Annotated in this window: 14 protein-coding genes; 3 read left to right on the forward strand and 11 right to left on the reverse strand. The window is 64.6% G+C overall.

What is annotated here, in order from left to right:
* Positions 1-31: 31 nt before the first annotated feature.
* The 5 genes from NM2_RS21250 to NM2_RS21270 all read right to left on the reverse strand — a co-directional run bounded on the left by NM2_RS21250 (position 32) and on the right by NM2_RS21270 (position 5693).
* On the reverse strand, positions 32-829 hold the full coding sequence (locus tag NM2_RS21250; RefSeq protein WP_067671498.1) for an alpha/beta fold hydrolase: 798 nt from the start codon (positions 827-829) through the stop codon (positions 32-34).
* Positions 829-2178 (reverse strand): protoporphyrinogen/coproporphyrinogen oxidase, encoded by a 1350-nt coding sequence (locus tag NM2_RS21255; protein ID WP_067671501.1) that lies wholly within the window; start codon positions 2176-2178, stop codon positions 829-831. The genes NM2_RS21250 and NM2_RS21255 overlap by 1 nt, the downstream gene beginning before the upstream one ends.
* Positions 2179-2246: 68 nt before the next feature.
* Positions 2247-3860: an AMP-binding protein gene (locus NM2_RS21260; protein ID WP_067671504.1), complete on the reverse strand. Its 1614-nt coding sequence runs from the start codon at positions 3858-3860 to the stop codon at positions 2247-2249.
* A gap of 13 nt (positions 3861-3873) precedes the next feature.
* The gene (locus NM2_RS21265) at positions 3874-5448 is read right to left on the reverse strand and encodes a phytoene desaturase family protein (protein WP_067671507.1); all 1575 of its coding nucleotides are present in this window, start codon (positions 5446-5448) and stop codon (positions 3874-3876) included.
* Entirely contained in the window at positions 5445-5693 is a 249-nt protein-coding gene (locus NM2_RS21270) for a hypothetical protein (protein ID WP_157121213.1), read from the reverse strand. Before NM2_RS21270 ends, NM2_RS21265 begins: the two co-directional genes overlap by 4 nt.
* Positions 5694-5905: 212 nt before the next feature.
* Here NM2_RS21270 and NM2_RS21275 point away from each other — a divergent pair, with 212 nt between their 5' ends.
* Positions 5906-6472 carry a TetR/AcrR family transcriptional regulator gene (locus NM2_RS21275; RefSeq protein ID WP_067671513.1) on the forward strand — a complete coding sequence of 189 codons (567 nt, stop codon included), beginning with the start codon at positions 5906-5908 and terminating at the stop codon, positions 6470-6472.
* Between the two features lie 19 nt (positions 6473-6491).
* Here the strand turns inward: NM2_RS21275 and NM2_RS21280 are convergent, their stop codons facing one another.
* A complete protein-coding gene (locus tag NM2_RS21280; RefSeq protein ID WP_067671516.1) occupies positions 6492-7586 on the reverse strand; it encodes a spirocyclase AveC family protein in 1095 nt (364 codons plus the stop codon).
* A gap of 52 nt (positions 7587-7638) precedes the next feature.
* On the opposite strand from NM2_RS21280, the gene NM2_RS21285 reads away from it, so the two are divergent.
* Positions 7639-8271 (forward strand): TetR/AcrR family transcriptional regulator, encoded by a 633-nt coding sequence (locus tag NM2_RS21285; protein WP_084531389.1) that lies wholly within the window; start codon positions 7639-7641, stop codon positions 8269-8271.
* Positions 8272-8283: 12 nt separating this feature from the next.
* Here the strand turns inward: NM2_RS21285 and NM2_RS21290 are convergent, their stop codons facing one another.
* Positions 8284-9099: a hypothetical protein gene (locus NM2_RS21290; RefSeq protein ID WP_067671518.1), complete on the reverse strand. Its 816-nt coding sequence runs from the start codon at positions 9097-9099 to the stop codon at positions 8284-8286.
* A gap of 582 nt (positions 9100-9681) precedes the next feature.
* Between NM2_RS21290 and NM2_RS21295 the strand changes: the two genes are divergently transcribed.
* Positions 9682-10254 carry a TetR/AcrR family transcriptional regulator gene (locus tag NM2_RS21295; protein ID WP_067671521.1) on the forward strand — a complete coding sequence of 191 codons (573 nt, stop codon included), beginning with the start codon at positions 9682-9684 and terminating at the stop codon, positions 10252-10254.
* Positions 10255-10270: 16 nt separating this feature from the next.
* Here the strand turns inward: NM2_RS21295 and NM2_RS21300 are convergent, their stop codons facing one another.
* The 4 genes from NM2_RS21300 to NM2_RS21315 all read right to left on the reverse strand — a co-directional run bounded on the left by NM2_RS21300 (position 10271) and on the right by NM2_RS21315 (position 14032).
* A complete protein-coding gene (locus NM2_RS21300) occupies positions 10271-10930 on the reverse strand; it encodes a hypothetical protein (protein WP_245718143.1) in 660 nt (219 codons plus the stop codon).
* Between the two features lie 61 nt (positions 10931-10991).
* On the reverse strand, positions 10992-11954 hold the full coding sequence (locus NM2_RS21305) for an MlaD family protein (RefSeq protein WP_369690324.1): 963 nt from the start codon (positions 11952-11954) through the stop codon (positions 10992-10994).
* A complete protein-coding gene (locus NM2_RS21310; protein ID WP_067671524.1) occupies positions 11951-12961 on the reverse strand; it encodes an MlaD family protein in 1011 nt (336 codons plus the stop codon). The genes NM2_RS21305 and NM2_RS21310 overlap by 4 nt, the downstream gene beginning before the upstream one ends.
* The gene (locus NM2_RS21315) at positions 12962-14032 is read right to left on the reverse strand and encodes an MlaD family protein (protein WP_245718144.1); all 1071 of its coding nucleotides are present in this window, start codon (positions 14030-14032) and stop codon (positions 12962-12964) included.
* Positions 14033-14039 lie beyond the last annotated feature (7 nt).

Below are 14039 nucleotides of genomic sequence, written 5' to 3' on the forward strand. Positions count from 1 at the left end.
CTCGTGGTTTTCGACGCGAAAATTCCATTGGTCAGGCCGTCGCTTCCACGAGTGCGCCGTCGAAGGAATCCGGAGCCTCGAGCATGGGGAAATGTCCGCACTCTTCCAGCCATACCTGCTGTCCATCGCGGAGCTGCTCCTGCAGCCATGCCGCGGCCCGCTGGGAAAGAATCGGATCTTTCCTGCCGAGGATTTGCACCACCGGCATATCGATCTCGGCCAGCCGGTCGACCTGATCGGTGCGCATGAGGGTCTTCAGGGCCGCGGCGCCGACCCAGGACGGCGTCTGCAACGAAACCCGCAACAGCCAGTCGGCCAGCACCTGGTCCGGTGTCTGCGCGAACGCGCCGATGATCAATGCCCTCCTGGAGGCGATGCGGTCCGCCTTCTCGCGACCGACCACCGCGTCCTCCTGCTCCTCGGCGGGCAGGCCGAACGGAAAGCCCGCCTTGCGCGCATTCGCAACCCCGTTCGAGCCGACGAGGACAAGTTTGCGGACCAGCTCGGGGTGTGTCGCCGCGACCCGAAAAGCCACGAGCCCACCCAACGACCAGCCGACCAACGCGACATCACGGGCATCGCGCGATTCGAGAACGGTCGTGACGTCATCGGCGAGGCGCTCGACGGAGTAGTCACCGAACGGCGCGTCGGAGCGCCCGTGCCCGCGCAGATCGATCGCGATCACGCGGCGGCCCAATTCGACAAGGGCTCGCACCTGGCGATCCCAGATCTCATGTCCCAGGGCCCAGCCGTGGAGCATGACCACGCACGGTCCGCTCCCCACGTCCTGCACGTGCAGCGACACGCCGGGTTCGACCTCTATTCTCATCAGGCGGTCGCTTTCACTCGCCGGGAAAATTGCGCGCTGACGCGGGCGGCCGCTTCCTTACCGCTCACGAGCGCACCGTTGAGCCCAGGAATTCGGTCCATATCGCTGGCGAATTGGACGCGAGGGGTGGGGTCGATATGCCGGCGGAAATCGGCGATCCGGCGGAATCTGCCCTTGCCGATCGCGGGCACCGATTCGGCCCAGCGCACGACCGCGTGTTCTTCGACTTCGCCCGGAAGCCCACCGTAATATCTCTTCACGCTCTCGACCGCGCGGTCGAGAATGTCCGCATCGGGCAGGTGGTCGGTGCGATCGAGGTATTCGTGGGCCAGCAGCACGGTGATCAGGCCCTTACCCTCGGGAGCCCTGCCGGGCGCCTTGTTGTGGTCGGCGACGATCGAGATCGTGTCGGGATCGTCCTTCCCGGGGATCAGGCAGAACGTCGCCGAATCCCGTGGCCGTTCGGAGAAACCGATGACGATGCTGCCCAGACGACGGTAGCGATTGGTCTCGTACAGGCCGCGGTGGTTGTCGTCCATCTGCGGGTACATCTCCAGCGCCGGTTCGGCGGTGGTAGCGATGACGCAGGCGTCGAAGGTTTCGGTGTGCTGACCCGCGCCCGGGCTCTCATACGTCACCGATACCGAGGTGTTGTCGTTGGTGACGTTGACGACCCTGTGCTCGAGCCGCGTGTCGACGAGTGTCGACACATGCTCCGGCAGCCCGGCCACACCGGAGGTGAGGTTGTAGACGTGCGAGACCAGCATATTCCGCACCGTCCAGTGCAGTAGCGCCACCGAGGTTTCGTTGGCGTCGGCAACCCACGTACCGCTGACCAGCGGTTGTGCCAGGTACTCCAGCAACTCCGCGTTCAGCGCGCGCCGGCCGTACTCGGTCACGGTCTCGGTGTCGATTTTGGCCAGCTCGTCGTAGGTGTCGTAACCCAGCCCCTTGCGGTTGCGCACGACATCCGCGACCAGCCGAGTCGCCTTGAGCTTGCCCATCGGCGAGATCGCCCGCGTGGTGAGGCCCGCACGAACCAGCTTGGTCAGATCGAGATGATGCATGACGCCGTCGCGCGGTAGCCCCATCACAGCGGCCGTCTCGACGAATTCGTGGGTCAACCCGACTTCGTGGATCATGGCGATCGCGTCGCGATAGGTGCCGAGATAGACCGCGGTGCCCAGGTCCATCAAGAAGTCGCCCTTGCGGATGGTCCAGATCCGCCCGCCGACACGGTCACGTGACTCGAACACGGTCACGGTGAAACCGGCCTTGCGCAATTCGTATGCGGCGGCCATGCCAGCGATCCCGCCGCCGATCACCGCTGCGGTGCCGTGCTCGTTCATTGCTGCCTTTCAGGTTGAAGCTGGGGTCGATCGAGTGAGGAATTCCCTTTTACGCGTGTAGTTTTCGGCTACCGCCGGTCGGCCGCGGCCACTGCCAGGCCGAGCTTTGTGAAGTCCCAGACATCGTCGCCGTTGGGCCGCGCGCGCAACTGATGCTTCATCACCCGGTTCATCGCGTTGACCGGCAGGCTTTCCAGGATCTCGATGTAACGGGGGATCGCGAAGTACGGCAGCTCGGTCCGGAAGAATTCGAACAACTCCACCGGGGTGATCGACATGTCCGGCTTCAGCACGATGCACGCCTTGATTTCATCTTCGGTCGTCTCCGCCGGAACCCCATGCACAGCCACGTCCGCCACCGCGGAAATGCGTCGGATGGCGTTCTCCAATTCCAGGCTGGAGACGTTCTCACCCTTGCGGCGCAACGCATCCGACTTGCGATCGACGAAAGCGATCTGGCCACTCGGCAGACGGCGGGCGAAGTCACCGGTGTGATACCACAGACCCTGGAACGACTTCAGCGTCGCCGCGGAATTGTCCCAATATCCGTCGAATATGGCGAACTTCTCCCTGGGACGCAGGCAGATCTCGCCGACCTCGCCGTCGGGGGCAACCGTGAGATCGTCGAGCAGCAGCGCCACTTCGAGGTCGGGAGCCGCAACACCGCAGCCCGCCGGGTCGCGCGGGGCCGAGATCGGCGTCACCGTCACCGGCATGCACTCGGTCTGGCCATACACCTCGGTCCACGGGTCGATCCCGAACCGCTCCCGGAAACGCTCCTGATCCGCGGGCCCCAGCGGAGCGACCATCATCGCCCGGATGCGGTGCGCCCGATCCGCGGGCCCCGGCGGTGTGCTGAGCAGAGCAAGACTCATCGCGCCGACCCCCAGCACCACGGTGGCCTCCGCCGCCACGGCATCGGACATGAACGTCTTGGCGCTGAACTGCGGGGCGTAGTGCACCGGAATACCCATGATCAGTGCGCTGATCAGCATGAAGATGCCACCACTGAGGTGGAACATCGGCAACGGCGCGAACAGCGAGTCGTCCTCGGTCAACTCCAGGCCATGGATCGCGACCCGGCCGACCCTGGCGTAATAGCCATGCGGCAGGACGCAGCCCTTGGGAAAGCCGGTGGTGCCCGACGTGTACAGGATGGACATCGGGTCATCGAGGGATACCTGCACCTGCGGCGGCGTTCCGCCGCCGGACGCGACGACATCGTCGAACGCGAGCACCTCAACGGTGGACGCCGGGCGATCCGATGGCGGTGGATCCAGCGGAACGAGCAGCCGGAGTTCGGGCAAATGCTCGAGCAGTGGCTCGACCGCGGCGTATCCCGCGTTGTCCAGGATCACGACGGACGCACGGGAATCCGCGAGCTGATGGCGCAGGAAATCGCCCTTGAGGAATGCGTTGAGCGGGACCTGGATCGCACCAAGTTTCGCCAGACCGAAATAGGCCTCGATGAACTCGATCCGATTGGGCATCAGTAGGGCGACCCGATCGCCCTTGCCCACGCCATGCGCCGCGAATCCGGCGGCCACCTCATCGGACCGGCGATCCAACTCCGCGAAGGTGTAGCCCTTACCGGCGACGTAACAATACGGCCGATCCGGATACGCGCTCGCCCGGTGGCGAAGCAGCTCACCGACGACGTGCTGGTGGCCTGCTGATGACATCGATTCTCCTGAACTAGTTTTCATGCTTTACTGCTTCGAAGGCGGCCAGCCGACCGCACCACCCGTTGACCGTTCCGCCGGGATGCGAACCCGCGCCCGCGAGATACAGCCCGGCAACCGGTGTGACGTAGCCGCCCAGCCCGCGGGCCGGGCGATTGGCGCCCAACCGCAGCGGGGTCATATCGACATGGAAGTAACAGCCCTTCGGCGTGCCGAAACGGTCCTCGAAGTCCTTCGGCGTATGCACCACCCGGCCGATCTCGGCATCGAGCCCATCCATGAACCGCTGTGCCGACTTGATGATCGTCTGGGTGTACAGATCCTTGTTGGCCGACCAGCCGCCGACCGGATCGGCCGGCACGTTGGCGTGCAGGTACAACACGTCCTGCCCGGAGGGCGCGATCGTCGCATCGTTGGCCGACAGCACCGCCATATACACTGGCGGATTCTCCACGGCGAGACCGAGTTTCATGGCCCGCAACGCGGCCATATGCTCCTCGAGGGTGCCGGTCATCAACGTCGCACGCCGCACGTCGAACCGGTCGCGACGCTTGGCCGCCGCCTTGGGGAATCCGACTCGCCCACCGACCGCGAAGTCGATCTTGAAAGCGGCGGCGTTGACCGAGTTCGCCGGAATCATCGCAACCTTGTTGCAGGTCTGACGATCCAGCACCCCGTCGGCCAGCAACGGACCCAGCGCGACCTGCGGCGCGCAGTTGGCCAGCACCCCGTGCCGCGACCGCAACCGCGAGCCGTCAGCCAACCGGACGCCGACCGCCCGCCCGCCCTCGACCAGGATCCGCTCGACCTTCGATTCGAGCCGGATCTCACCGCCATGACCGCGGACCTTCGAGGCAAACGCATTCATCAACCCGGTCATACCGCCACGCGGGCGCAGCACCCCCAGCTTGCGATGCAACGCGTGATACGCCATCAGGAACATCCCGGTGCCGTCCAGATCGGCCGGGCCGATCATCGACGTCCAATAGGCCCACAACCCGCGCATCGCGTCGCTGTCGAAGGTCTCCGAAATCATCTCGAACACCGACAGCGTCAGCATCTTGCCCAGGATCGAACGGGTCTTACGATCGGGCGCGAGTTTCAACGCCAGCTTGGCCAGATCACCCTTGCCCAGCGCCGACGGGTGCCGCGGGCTCAGCTTGTCGACCAGATCCATGATCAGGTCCAGTACCGGCCGCAGCTCGGCATAGGTCTTCGCATCCTTGCCGGAGAAGCGGCGAATCTCACCCAGCGTGCGGTCGAAGTCATGGAACAACAGCAGCGTGTCGCCGTCCTCGTTGATCCACCCGTACGGCGCCTCCAGCGGAATCGGCTCGTACCCATGGCTTTCCAGCCTCAGCTCACGCGCCAGCGGCGTCTGCGCCATGAACATGTCGTCCATCGCACCGACACTCAGCAGATGATCCGGAGCCTCCGGCACCCACGCCACACTCGCCGAGAGCCCCCCGATGAACGGCAACTGGTCCACCACCAGCACCTTGCGGCCCTGTTCTCCCAGAGTGCAGGCGGCGCTGAGGCCGTTGTGGCCGGCGCCCACCACGATGTAGTCCCACTCGGTATCGGTCATGCTCGCGCTCCCATCGGCCCATGTGCACCGGCGGCGCGGCGCGATCCAATGTCCTTGCGGCCGTGCGTATCTCCGGCAACCTCGTCGAGGGCGGGGCCGGCGGAGCCACGGCAGGCGATCCGCCCGAGCACGTCCGGCACCATCGGGCCCGCGACGATCGAGACCAGCGAGCCGAGTGTCTTCGAGGCGTGTGTAGCGACCGCATCGGTCGGCAGCGGTGCCATCTGGTGCATAAACCCGGTCATGCGGTGGATCTCCTCTCCGGGTCGTCGGGCTCCGGACGACGGCTTCGACCTACGCCCGTCGGTGTGCACGGGATCACAATACAGGATGATGTCTGTTCACAGACAGATATATCTGAATTCTGTTCCTAAACAGGCGCGGTTAGCATTACGGGATGGCAACTACTCCCCGTCCTGCGCCGCGAACGAATCGGGAACGCACGGAGGAATCGGCAGTGCGCCTGCTCAGGGCGGCGATCGAGCTCTTCGCGGAGAAGGGGTACGAGCGCACGACCGCCGCCGAGATCGGCATCCGAGCCGGCTTCAGCCGCAATATGGTGCGCGACCGTTACGGCTCCAAGGAGGCGCTGCTGCAGTCGCTGTTCGACTCGTTCGGCGAGCACCTGCTGCCCATCGGACGGCGCGAACGCACCGGAGACGGGCTCAACCATGTTCTGAGCCAACTCGACGATCTGGCGTACTCGATCCGTAACGAACCGGAGGCGATGCGCGCAATGATCGTGCTCTCCTTCGAGACACCGGGCCCGCTGGGTAAATTCGCACCCTGGCTCGAAGATCTCATCGCCGGGTACCAGCGCGAACTGGCCGAGCATCTCGCGCTCGGCCAACTCGACGGCTCGGTGCGCCGGGATCTCGATCCCGTGCGGGAAGCCGAGGTCTTCGTCTCCTACGCGATCGGCTTGTGCTTCCGCTCGGCCCTCCTGCGCGAGGCCTACGACTTCCCCGGAGAGGTCGACGCCTGGCGCCTCCGACTCGAGGATCACCTGCGCTCAACTCCGTGATGAGTGCCGTCGGTCGTCCTCATTTGCTGTTCGCTGCCGGAATCGGGGTGACGCGATTGGTGACCGAGTCATGGCGCGGCATCAGGATGCCGGGACCGCCGCAGTCGTAGGGTGTGCCGGGGCCGCACACACCGGCCATGCGCCACGGCCGGTTGAGCAGGGATTGCGGCACGGGTCCGGCGTGCAGACCCCACACCTGATACGGCAGGTTGAAGGCGACGAGAATGGCAAGCTGGCACAGACCCGCGATCGCGGCGAAGCGAGCCAGGGTATGCAACTTGCCCGACTTGATCTTCAGCACATCGATACAGCGCTCGGGCCATGACCTGCCCTTGTCGTCACGGAAGAAGTGCAGCGAGCTGATCAGGATGAAGGTGCCCGGCCAGGCCAGCATCTCGTAGACCGGGAACTGGTGATCGGTGCCGGCCCACAACGTCAGCCAGGGGACCGTGCGCGGGTAGTTGATCAGCTGGGTGTGCACCATGATGGACTCGACAACGAAGTCGACCAGCACCATCACGCCGAACGTCTGCAGGATGAGGCGCATGGCGGTTCGAGCGGGATGTTTGCTGCGCTGCCGGGCCATGTATCGCGATCCGGCCCAGCCACCCAGACCCACCATCCACAGGTACGCCATGCCGTAGACCAGGGGAACCGGGATGAGCTGGCTCCTGGGCATACTCCACCCGGGGATCTGGTCGAGCCATGAGCCGAAGTTCACGAACGTCGTGGCGTACAGGAATTGCAGATTCATCCAGTTCATCCACGGTTCCTGGAAGAACATGAGCCAGCACGCGAGGAAGAACAGCCCGTCGAAGCTGAGCTTGCCCGTCTTCAACTTCGGCCGGACGATGAAATGCCAGATGATCCAGCCGCCCAGCCCGATGCCGAAGACGACCTCGACACAGCGGACGAGGATCACGTACCACTCCGGCTCGAGGCCGCGCCCGATCGTGTTCGGCTTGAAATCCCCGCTCACAATCCATGCGGTCCAGACGTACGCGATCAGGGCAAGCCAGAGCGCGCCGTGAAAAATCAAGATCTTTGCGATGGTCGCCTGATTGTCCCGGGCGGGAGGGGACTGCGGTTGCGCAGAGGGCGATGTGACAGCCATAACAGGACTTTAACATGTCTGTGAACAGACAAGTAGACTCTAAAATCGAAATATGACCGCGAATGGAACCCAGAACACTCGCCGCACCCAGGCCGAACGCGTCGCCGAGTCGTCCCGCCGACTCATCGACGCCGCGATCGCGCTGATTGCCGAGCAGGGTTTCGAGCGGACGACGGCGGCCGAGATCGGTGAGCGCGCGGGCTACAGCCGCAACATGGTGCGCGACCGCTATGGCAGCAAAGAGGCCGTGCTCGAGATTCTGCTGGAGACCGAGATCGCGGAGCGCCTGCTCCCGACGCTGCGCCGAGAGCGAGCGGGCACCGGAATGGACTTGGTCCTCGGTCATGTCGACGATCTGCTGCACGGGGTGTGGACGGCACCGGAGAATATGCGAGCCATGCTGGTCCTGAGCTTCGAGGCCACCGCGGGCCCGATCGCCAGCATCCGCGACTGGTATGCCAAGCTGATCCCCCGGTTTCAAGCCGAGATGGCCGAGAACATAGCCCTCGGCCAACGTGACGGCTCCATCCGCGCCGACCTCGACGCACAGCGCGAGGCCGAAACCTACGTGTCGTACGGCATCGGACTCTGCTTCCGCTGGGTGATGTTCCGCGAGGGGTTCGACCTTCCGGCGGAGATCACAGCGTGGCGTGCGCGCCTGGCGCGCGACTACACGGCGACGTAAACGCGGCGCCGATCAGTACGCGACCGGCGTCCGGTCGATCTCGGAGCCTGCGCCGGATGGTCCGGCCGCGGACTCGACGGCCGGACCCCGCAGGCCGATCCGCATGAGTGCGTCGATCGCTATCACGCCGAGAACCATGCTGAGGATCGCTCCAGCCGACCGAACAGCGCCGGAGCCGCTGTCGACGGCCCAGAAGTACGGCATCGCCAGTGACCACGTCCCCATATAGGTGGCGTAGCACAGGCCGAGCAGAAGCAACTGCCGCCAGCCCCTGAAATAGCCCTCGAAACGGACCACGACCACCGCGGCCGCGAACGAACCGAGGCAGTTGATGGTCAGCCAGACGAGCGGGAATCCACCGACCGCGAGCGGCTGGTCCCCGTAGTAGATGTACAGGTGGGTCGACAGGATCGGCAGCTCCAGAACGGCGTTCGCCACCCAGAACACGCCGATGCCGATCCACATCGACCTGCGAGAGGGCCGCCTCTTCATGATTTCCGCCATGACGTACACGAACGCGCCGAAGAAGAGTATGTACCCGAAGAGCACCCACACCGGAATCGGGCGACCCAGGAGTTCCTGCGCCTCCCAGCCGCCTCGGGGGAAGTAGCAGTGCCCCAGCACGTCGACCGCCGACTCATTGAGTGAGCACACCAGCCCGCCCAGAGTGAGCAGTAGTGCGGTGGGCTTGCCGGTGCGCCACCAAATATAAAGCGCACCAACAAAAGCCAGACCGACGAGCACTCCCAGAATGGCGAGTACCACATGTTCGGCCGTAGGCGGCGTCGGCATACTGACAGGGGGCGGTGTGATGGCGAGCACGTTCATACCCGAAAGGTAACATACCTGCCTGCAAACAGACAGAAGAATGCGAGTCCGCATACCGCGCACCCGGCGCGGCGGACCCCAGGGCCGCCCGCAGCCTATGTAGACACTCCACGAGAACGAGCACGTGTAGACCGCTTCTCAATTTTGATAGGAACCAGCTCAAAAAGTCGGCGGACGGGACAACAGCCGTGAAACCGACCGAACAGATGGAACTCGGCGCCTGGATCGCCGGATACTCGCCTCGGGATGAATTCGCTGGTGAGCCCGTCCCCCTCGCCGAGCGGGATGGCCGCGTCCGTCGAACACCTGACGCCCGAATGACTCACCGCCGCACTGTGTTCCACGCTCCCGGGAATCCGGGCCGACATCAGATATCCGCTTCGGCCTGAACCTGGACCTCGAAATCGTCTGCGCGAGCTACACTCTCGCGTGGCGATGACGCATCTCCCGAGTCGGCGGACTGTTGCACACCTCGCACACAATGGGGGTAACGTAAGCATAAGTAGCCTTATGCACAAGGGGTTGGAGGAAGGTACCGGGCCGGTACGTCGTCGACACCAGCAGCACTACGGACGGAGCCCTATGGCCAGCAAGCAGGACTACTTCGGGGCGGCGTTCGATCTGCTCTCGGAGCAGGGATACGGCGCGCTCAAGCAGGCGCCGCTGTGCCGACGACTCGGCGTGACCACGGGATCTTTCTATCACTACTTCGAAAACTGGCACGACTTCACCAGCCAGTTCCTACAGCACTGGCTGGACGAGCGCACCACACAACTGGTCGAACTGACGCAGCAACATCAGGATGCCGCCGGCCAACTGGAAACCCTGCTCCAATTCACCTTGGAGCTCCCGCACCGCGCCGAAGCCGCCATCCGGGTCTGGGGCAAGATTGATCCCGATGTCGAGGCCGTCCAGCAAGCCGTGGACATCCAGCGTACGCAGATCATGTTGCAGGCCGCGCAGACGATATTCGACGATCAGCAGGAGGCGCTGCGCTACGCCCAGTGGGGAACGTATCTGCTGGTCGGGTATCAGCAACTCGACGCCGGCGACGATATCGCGCCACTGGAGTGGGTCCTGCGCCGACTGCTGGCGGAACTGAACGAGCGGTGGCAGTCGTCGAATTCCGCGAAAGCCACCGCGCCGACCGGATAGCCGCGGCGTTGCGCCGCTACTTCGGCGGGGCCTTCGCCCCCAGTGCCGAGTCGATGCCGCCGATATCGGTGATCAGCCAGTCGTTGTGGCTGTCGACGGTCATTTTGTAGGTGGCCGTCGACTGAATCCCATCGGGCGCCTGACTGTTCTTGGTGAGCACGTTCACGAAGCAGTCGACCGAATACGCCCCGTTCGACTCCGAGGTGACCTTGGCGGCAACCGGCGAAGCCGTCGACACCCACTGCAACGGCGTGATGATCTGCTCCATCGACGTCGAGGCCTTCGTCAAACGATCCGACAGCTCCGGACTCGTACCCTTGGTCAACCGGGCACGCCACGACGCCAGATCATGAAAATCCATCTGCGCAGCGCCCGTGGCATAGTCCAGGGCCACCTGCTCGGCATGAGACTGGTCCGCCATGCCGGCGTGCAGGTGATCGAGGTCGTTCGACTTGGAGTGCAGCTGCCAGCCGAGCACGCCGACGGCAACCACGACGGCGGCGACCACCCCCCCGGACACGATCGTCTTCAACTTGATGGCGGAATCACCGACGCGCTGGCCCTTGCGGACGACGGCACTGACGGCCGCGGATCCGCGCTTGTTCTGCTGCGAATCGTCGTCGGCCGACGTCTCGGTGTCGGGCTTGTCGTCCAATACTGCGGTTTTCTCGGTCATTTTCCTGATCTTCCTAACACGTGGCCTGTCGCTGTCGCTTCGATGTCGTTCCGCTATCGACCTACTTTCCGGGAGCGTGCAGGTGGACGGTGACGCTATCACCGGAATCGGTTGCGGCAAGCGCGTTGTCGAGCAGCTGACCGACGTTCACCGTCTTCATCGATTCGGCGCCGGCGCGGACGCCGGGCATCAGGTCGACCCCCAGGCGATTCAAGTCGGTGGCATTCTTGTCCAGGAATATCTGGAGGTTGTCGATCAGCGGACCCGCACCGTCGCGGATGCCGACGGTCAGCGGACCCTCCTGCTGCGCGAAACGCACCTGGTTCAGGAAGGCGGAGAACCGGGAACCGAAACTGGCGATGGTCGGTGTCGTGTTCGCCAGGTCTCCCGGCACCGTCCCACTCTCGAGCAGGAGTGGCTGCATGGTGTTGAACACGGTGCTGAGGCTCTCGGCCTGGTTGGTGATCATGGTGGCCAGCAGCTCGCCCGCGTGGTTGAGGTTGCCCAGGACCTCGGTGTCGTCGGGCAGTGCGACGTTCAGCTCATGGAAGATGTCGTTGATCTTGTCTGGGTCGACCTGCTCGAGCATGCGGGTCAGCCGTGCCGAGAGTTCCTTGAAGGTCGTGGGCACGGCCACGTGCGCGGGGTCGATGGTGGCGGCGTTGTGCAGGTAGGGGCCCGCCTCGGTCGTCGGGGTCACCGCGACGTACGCCTCGCCCAGGGCCGAGAGGTTGTCCACCCGGAACTGGCTGCCGACCGGGATCTGGTAGCCGTCGTCGTATTTCATGGCGACCGACACCTCATCGGCCGAGGAGGTGATGCCGGAGACGTGGCCGATCTGGATCCCGCGCAGCAACACCCGCGAGCCGACGACCAGACCGTTGGTGTCGGGCACCTCCATGCTGGCGGTGCGCACGTGCTCCATGATCCCGGTCTCGAGGCCGAGATTATCCATGTAGACGAACGACGCCACCGCCAGGGCAGCCATTCCGAGGACGGAAACACGTGTCTTGGTGAAGATCATTTCACCGCTCCCAGCATGCGCAGTACATTCTCGACATCACCGATCACCTGGTCCCCATTGGCCGCCTGGACCGAACGGATATTCACCGACGGGTCCTTGACGAACGGCGCCACGGTGTTGCGCAGGAAATTGGTCAGCTTGTCCGAGGACGTGACGTCGTAGATATCCCGCATCTCACCGCCCGCGTTGGCCAGCGAGTCCAGCAGCGGAATCAGCCAGGCGCCGCCATGGAAGATGCTGCCGATCGAAGGAAGCACTGTGGCCACATAACCGACGATGTCTTTCGCCAGCAGATACCAGTAGCGGGCCCCCTTCTGGGAGAACACTTCGGCCAGGGCTGGGTTCTTGGCATCGATCGCGGCACCGGTTTCGGTGGCGCCGTTGAGCATCCGGTCGATCTGCACGGTGTTCTGGGACAGGTCGTGCAGATCCCTGGCCACGACCGAGGCCATGGTGTGCACATCGGGCAGGTTCGGCATGACCCGGTTGATGCGGGTCATGGCGTCTTCGACCTTCTGGATGCTGCAGCCGTTGACGAAGTAGGCCAGCACCGCCATGGTGTCCTCGAGCTGCGGCGGGGAGGTCGTGCGGCTCGCCGGGATGGTGCCGCCGGACTGCAGGAACTGGGTGGCGGCGGTGGTGGTCGAGTCGTGATCCAGCGCGAGATACGTGTCACCGAGCAGGGTGTCCTGGCGGATGATTGCGCTCGCGTCGGCCGGCACGTGCGTGCCGGCCTTGATCTGGACCGCCACCGTCACGTCCTTGTTCGGGGACACATCCACGCTCTTCACCACCCCAACGCGCAGGCCGTCCATCATGACGTCCGCGCCGGCGGGCAGGTTCATCACGCTGGCGAACTGCACGGTGAGGTCGTACGACTTGCCGATGCCGCCGGTCACCGACGGCAGATCGTTCGGGCCGAGTGAGCAGGCGGTGCTGGTCACCATGACGCAGCAGCACAGCGCGGCCGCGCCCGCACCCGCCTTGAGCCTGGTCGAGAGTTTCATCTACTTCCCCTTCGCAACGACCAGGTCCAGCAGCCGCAGCGCGGGCACCTGGACACGCCCGCCCGCGTTGGTGCAACTGCCAGCGGTCATCTGGTTGAGCACGTCGCACATCTGCCCCGCGTTCGGCGCGTTCACCTGCACCGTCGGCGGCCGGTAGGCCACCGCCAGACCCCCCGGGGACTGGGACTGCTGCCGCAGCACCGAAGCGACGGACGGGATCGAATCCACCAGTCCCGCAAGGTCCTTCGAATGGGTCGCGGCCAGATGGATCGCATCGGTCACAGGACCGTCCATCAAAGGCCACAGATCGCTGCCGTAATCCCGCTGGATCATGTACAGGGTAGCGACCGTAAAACCGATACCGTAGGCGAGCTTTTCGGTCCCCGGCCACAGATCGGCGCCGTCCGCCGAGATCGCCGGCGCCTGGTCGAGGATGGACTGGATGGTCGACCATTTCCGCAGCGCTTCATCGCTCATAGGCGCCATGTTGTGAATGATCGAGCCGATGTCGGCGACGAACTGGTTCGGGCTCTGCATGGCCTGCGCGGCGTGCTGCATCATCTCGTCGGCCAGCTCGCCGTTGCCGTGCATGGCCTTGTCGAAACCGTCGACCGCCTCCTGGAAACTCTTCTTATGGTCGTTCGGGCTCATCGCGTCGATGAAATCCGCTGCCGAGCCGGCGATCTGGGAGATGCTCTTGGGCGCGAAGGAGCGTGAGGTCGGAACACACTGGCCCGCAGCCAGTTTCGGGCCGCTGGTGTAGTTGCCGACCAGTTCCAGGCTGCGGTCGGCCAGCAGGGACTTCGAGCGCGTCACCGCCTTCACGTCCGCCGGATAGGCCCGCCCGGCATCGAGCGTGAACGTGACCCGCACGTGATCGCCCGCCGGGTGGACACTGTCGACCTTCCCGACCTTGTATCCCATCTGGGTGACCGGGTTGCCCGGATACAGCCCGATCGCGTCGGGCATATCCGCACAGAACCCCGATCCCCCGCCGGACCCGCCGCCGTCGGTGCTGGCCGCGTATCCCACCGCGCTGCTGGCCGCGATGGCCACCACCGCGGCGGACACGAGTGCA

The sequence above is a fragment of the Nocardia miyunensis NBRC 108239 genome (assembly GCF_001613065.1).
Classification (GTDB): domain Bacteria; phylum Actinomycetota; class Actinomycetes; order Mycobacteriales; family Mycobacteriaceae; genus Nocardia; species Nocardia miyunensis.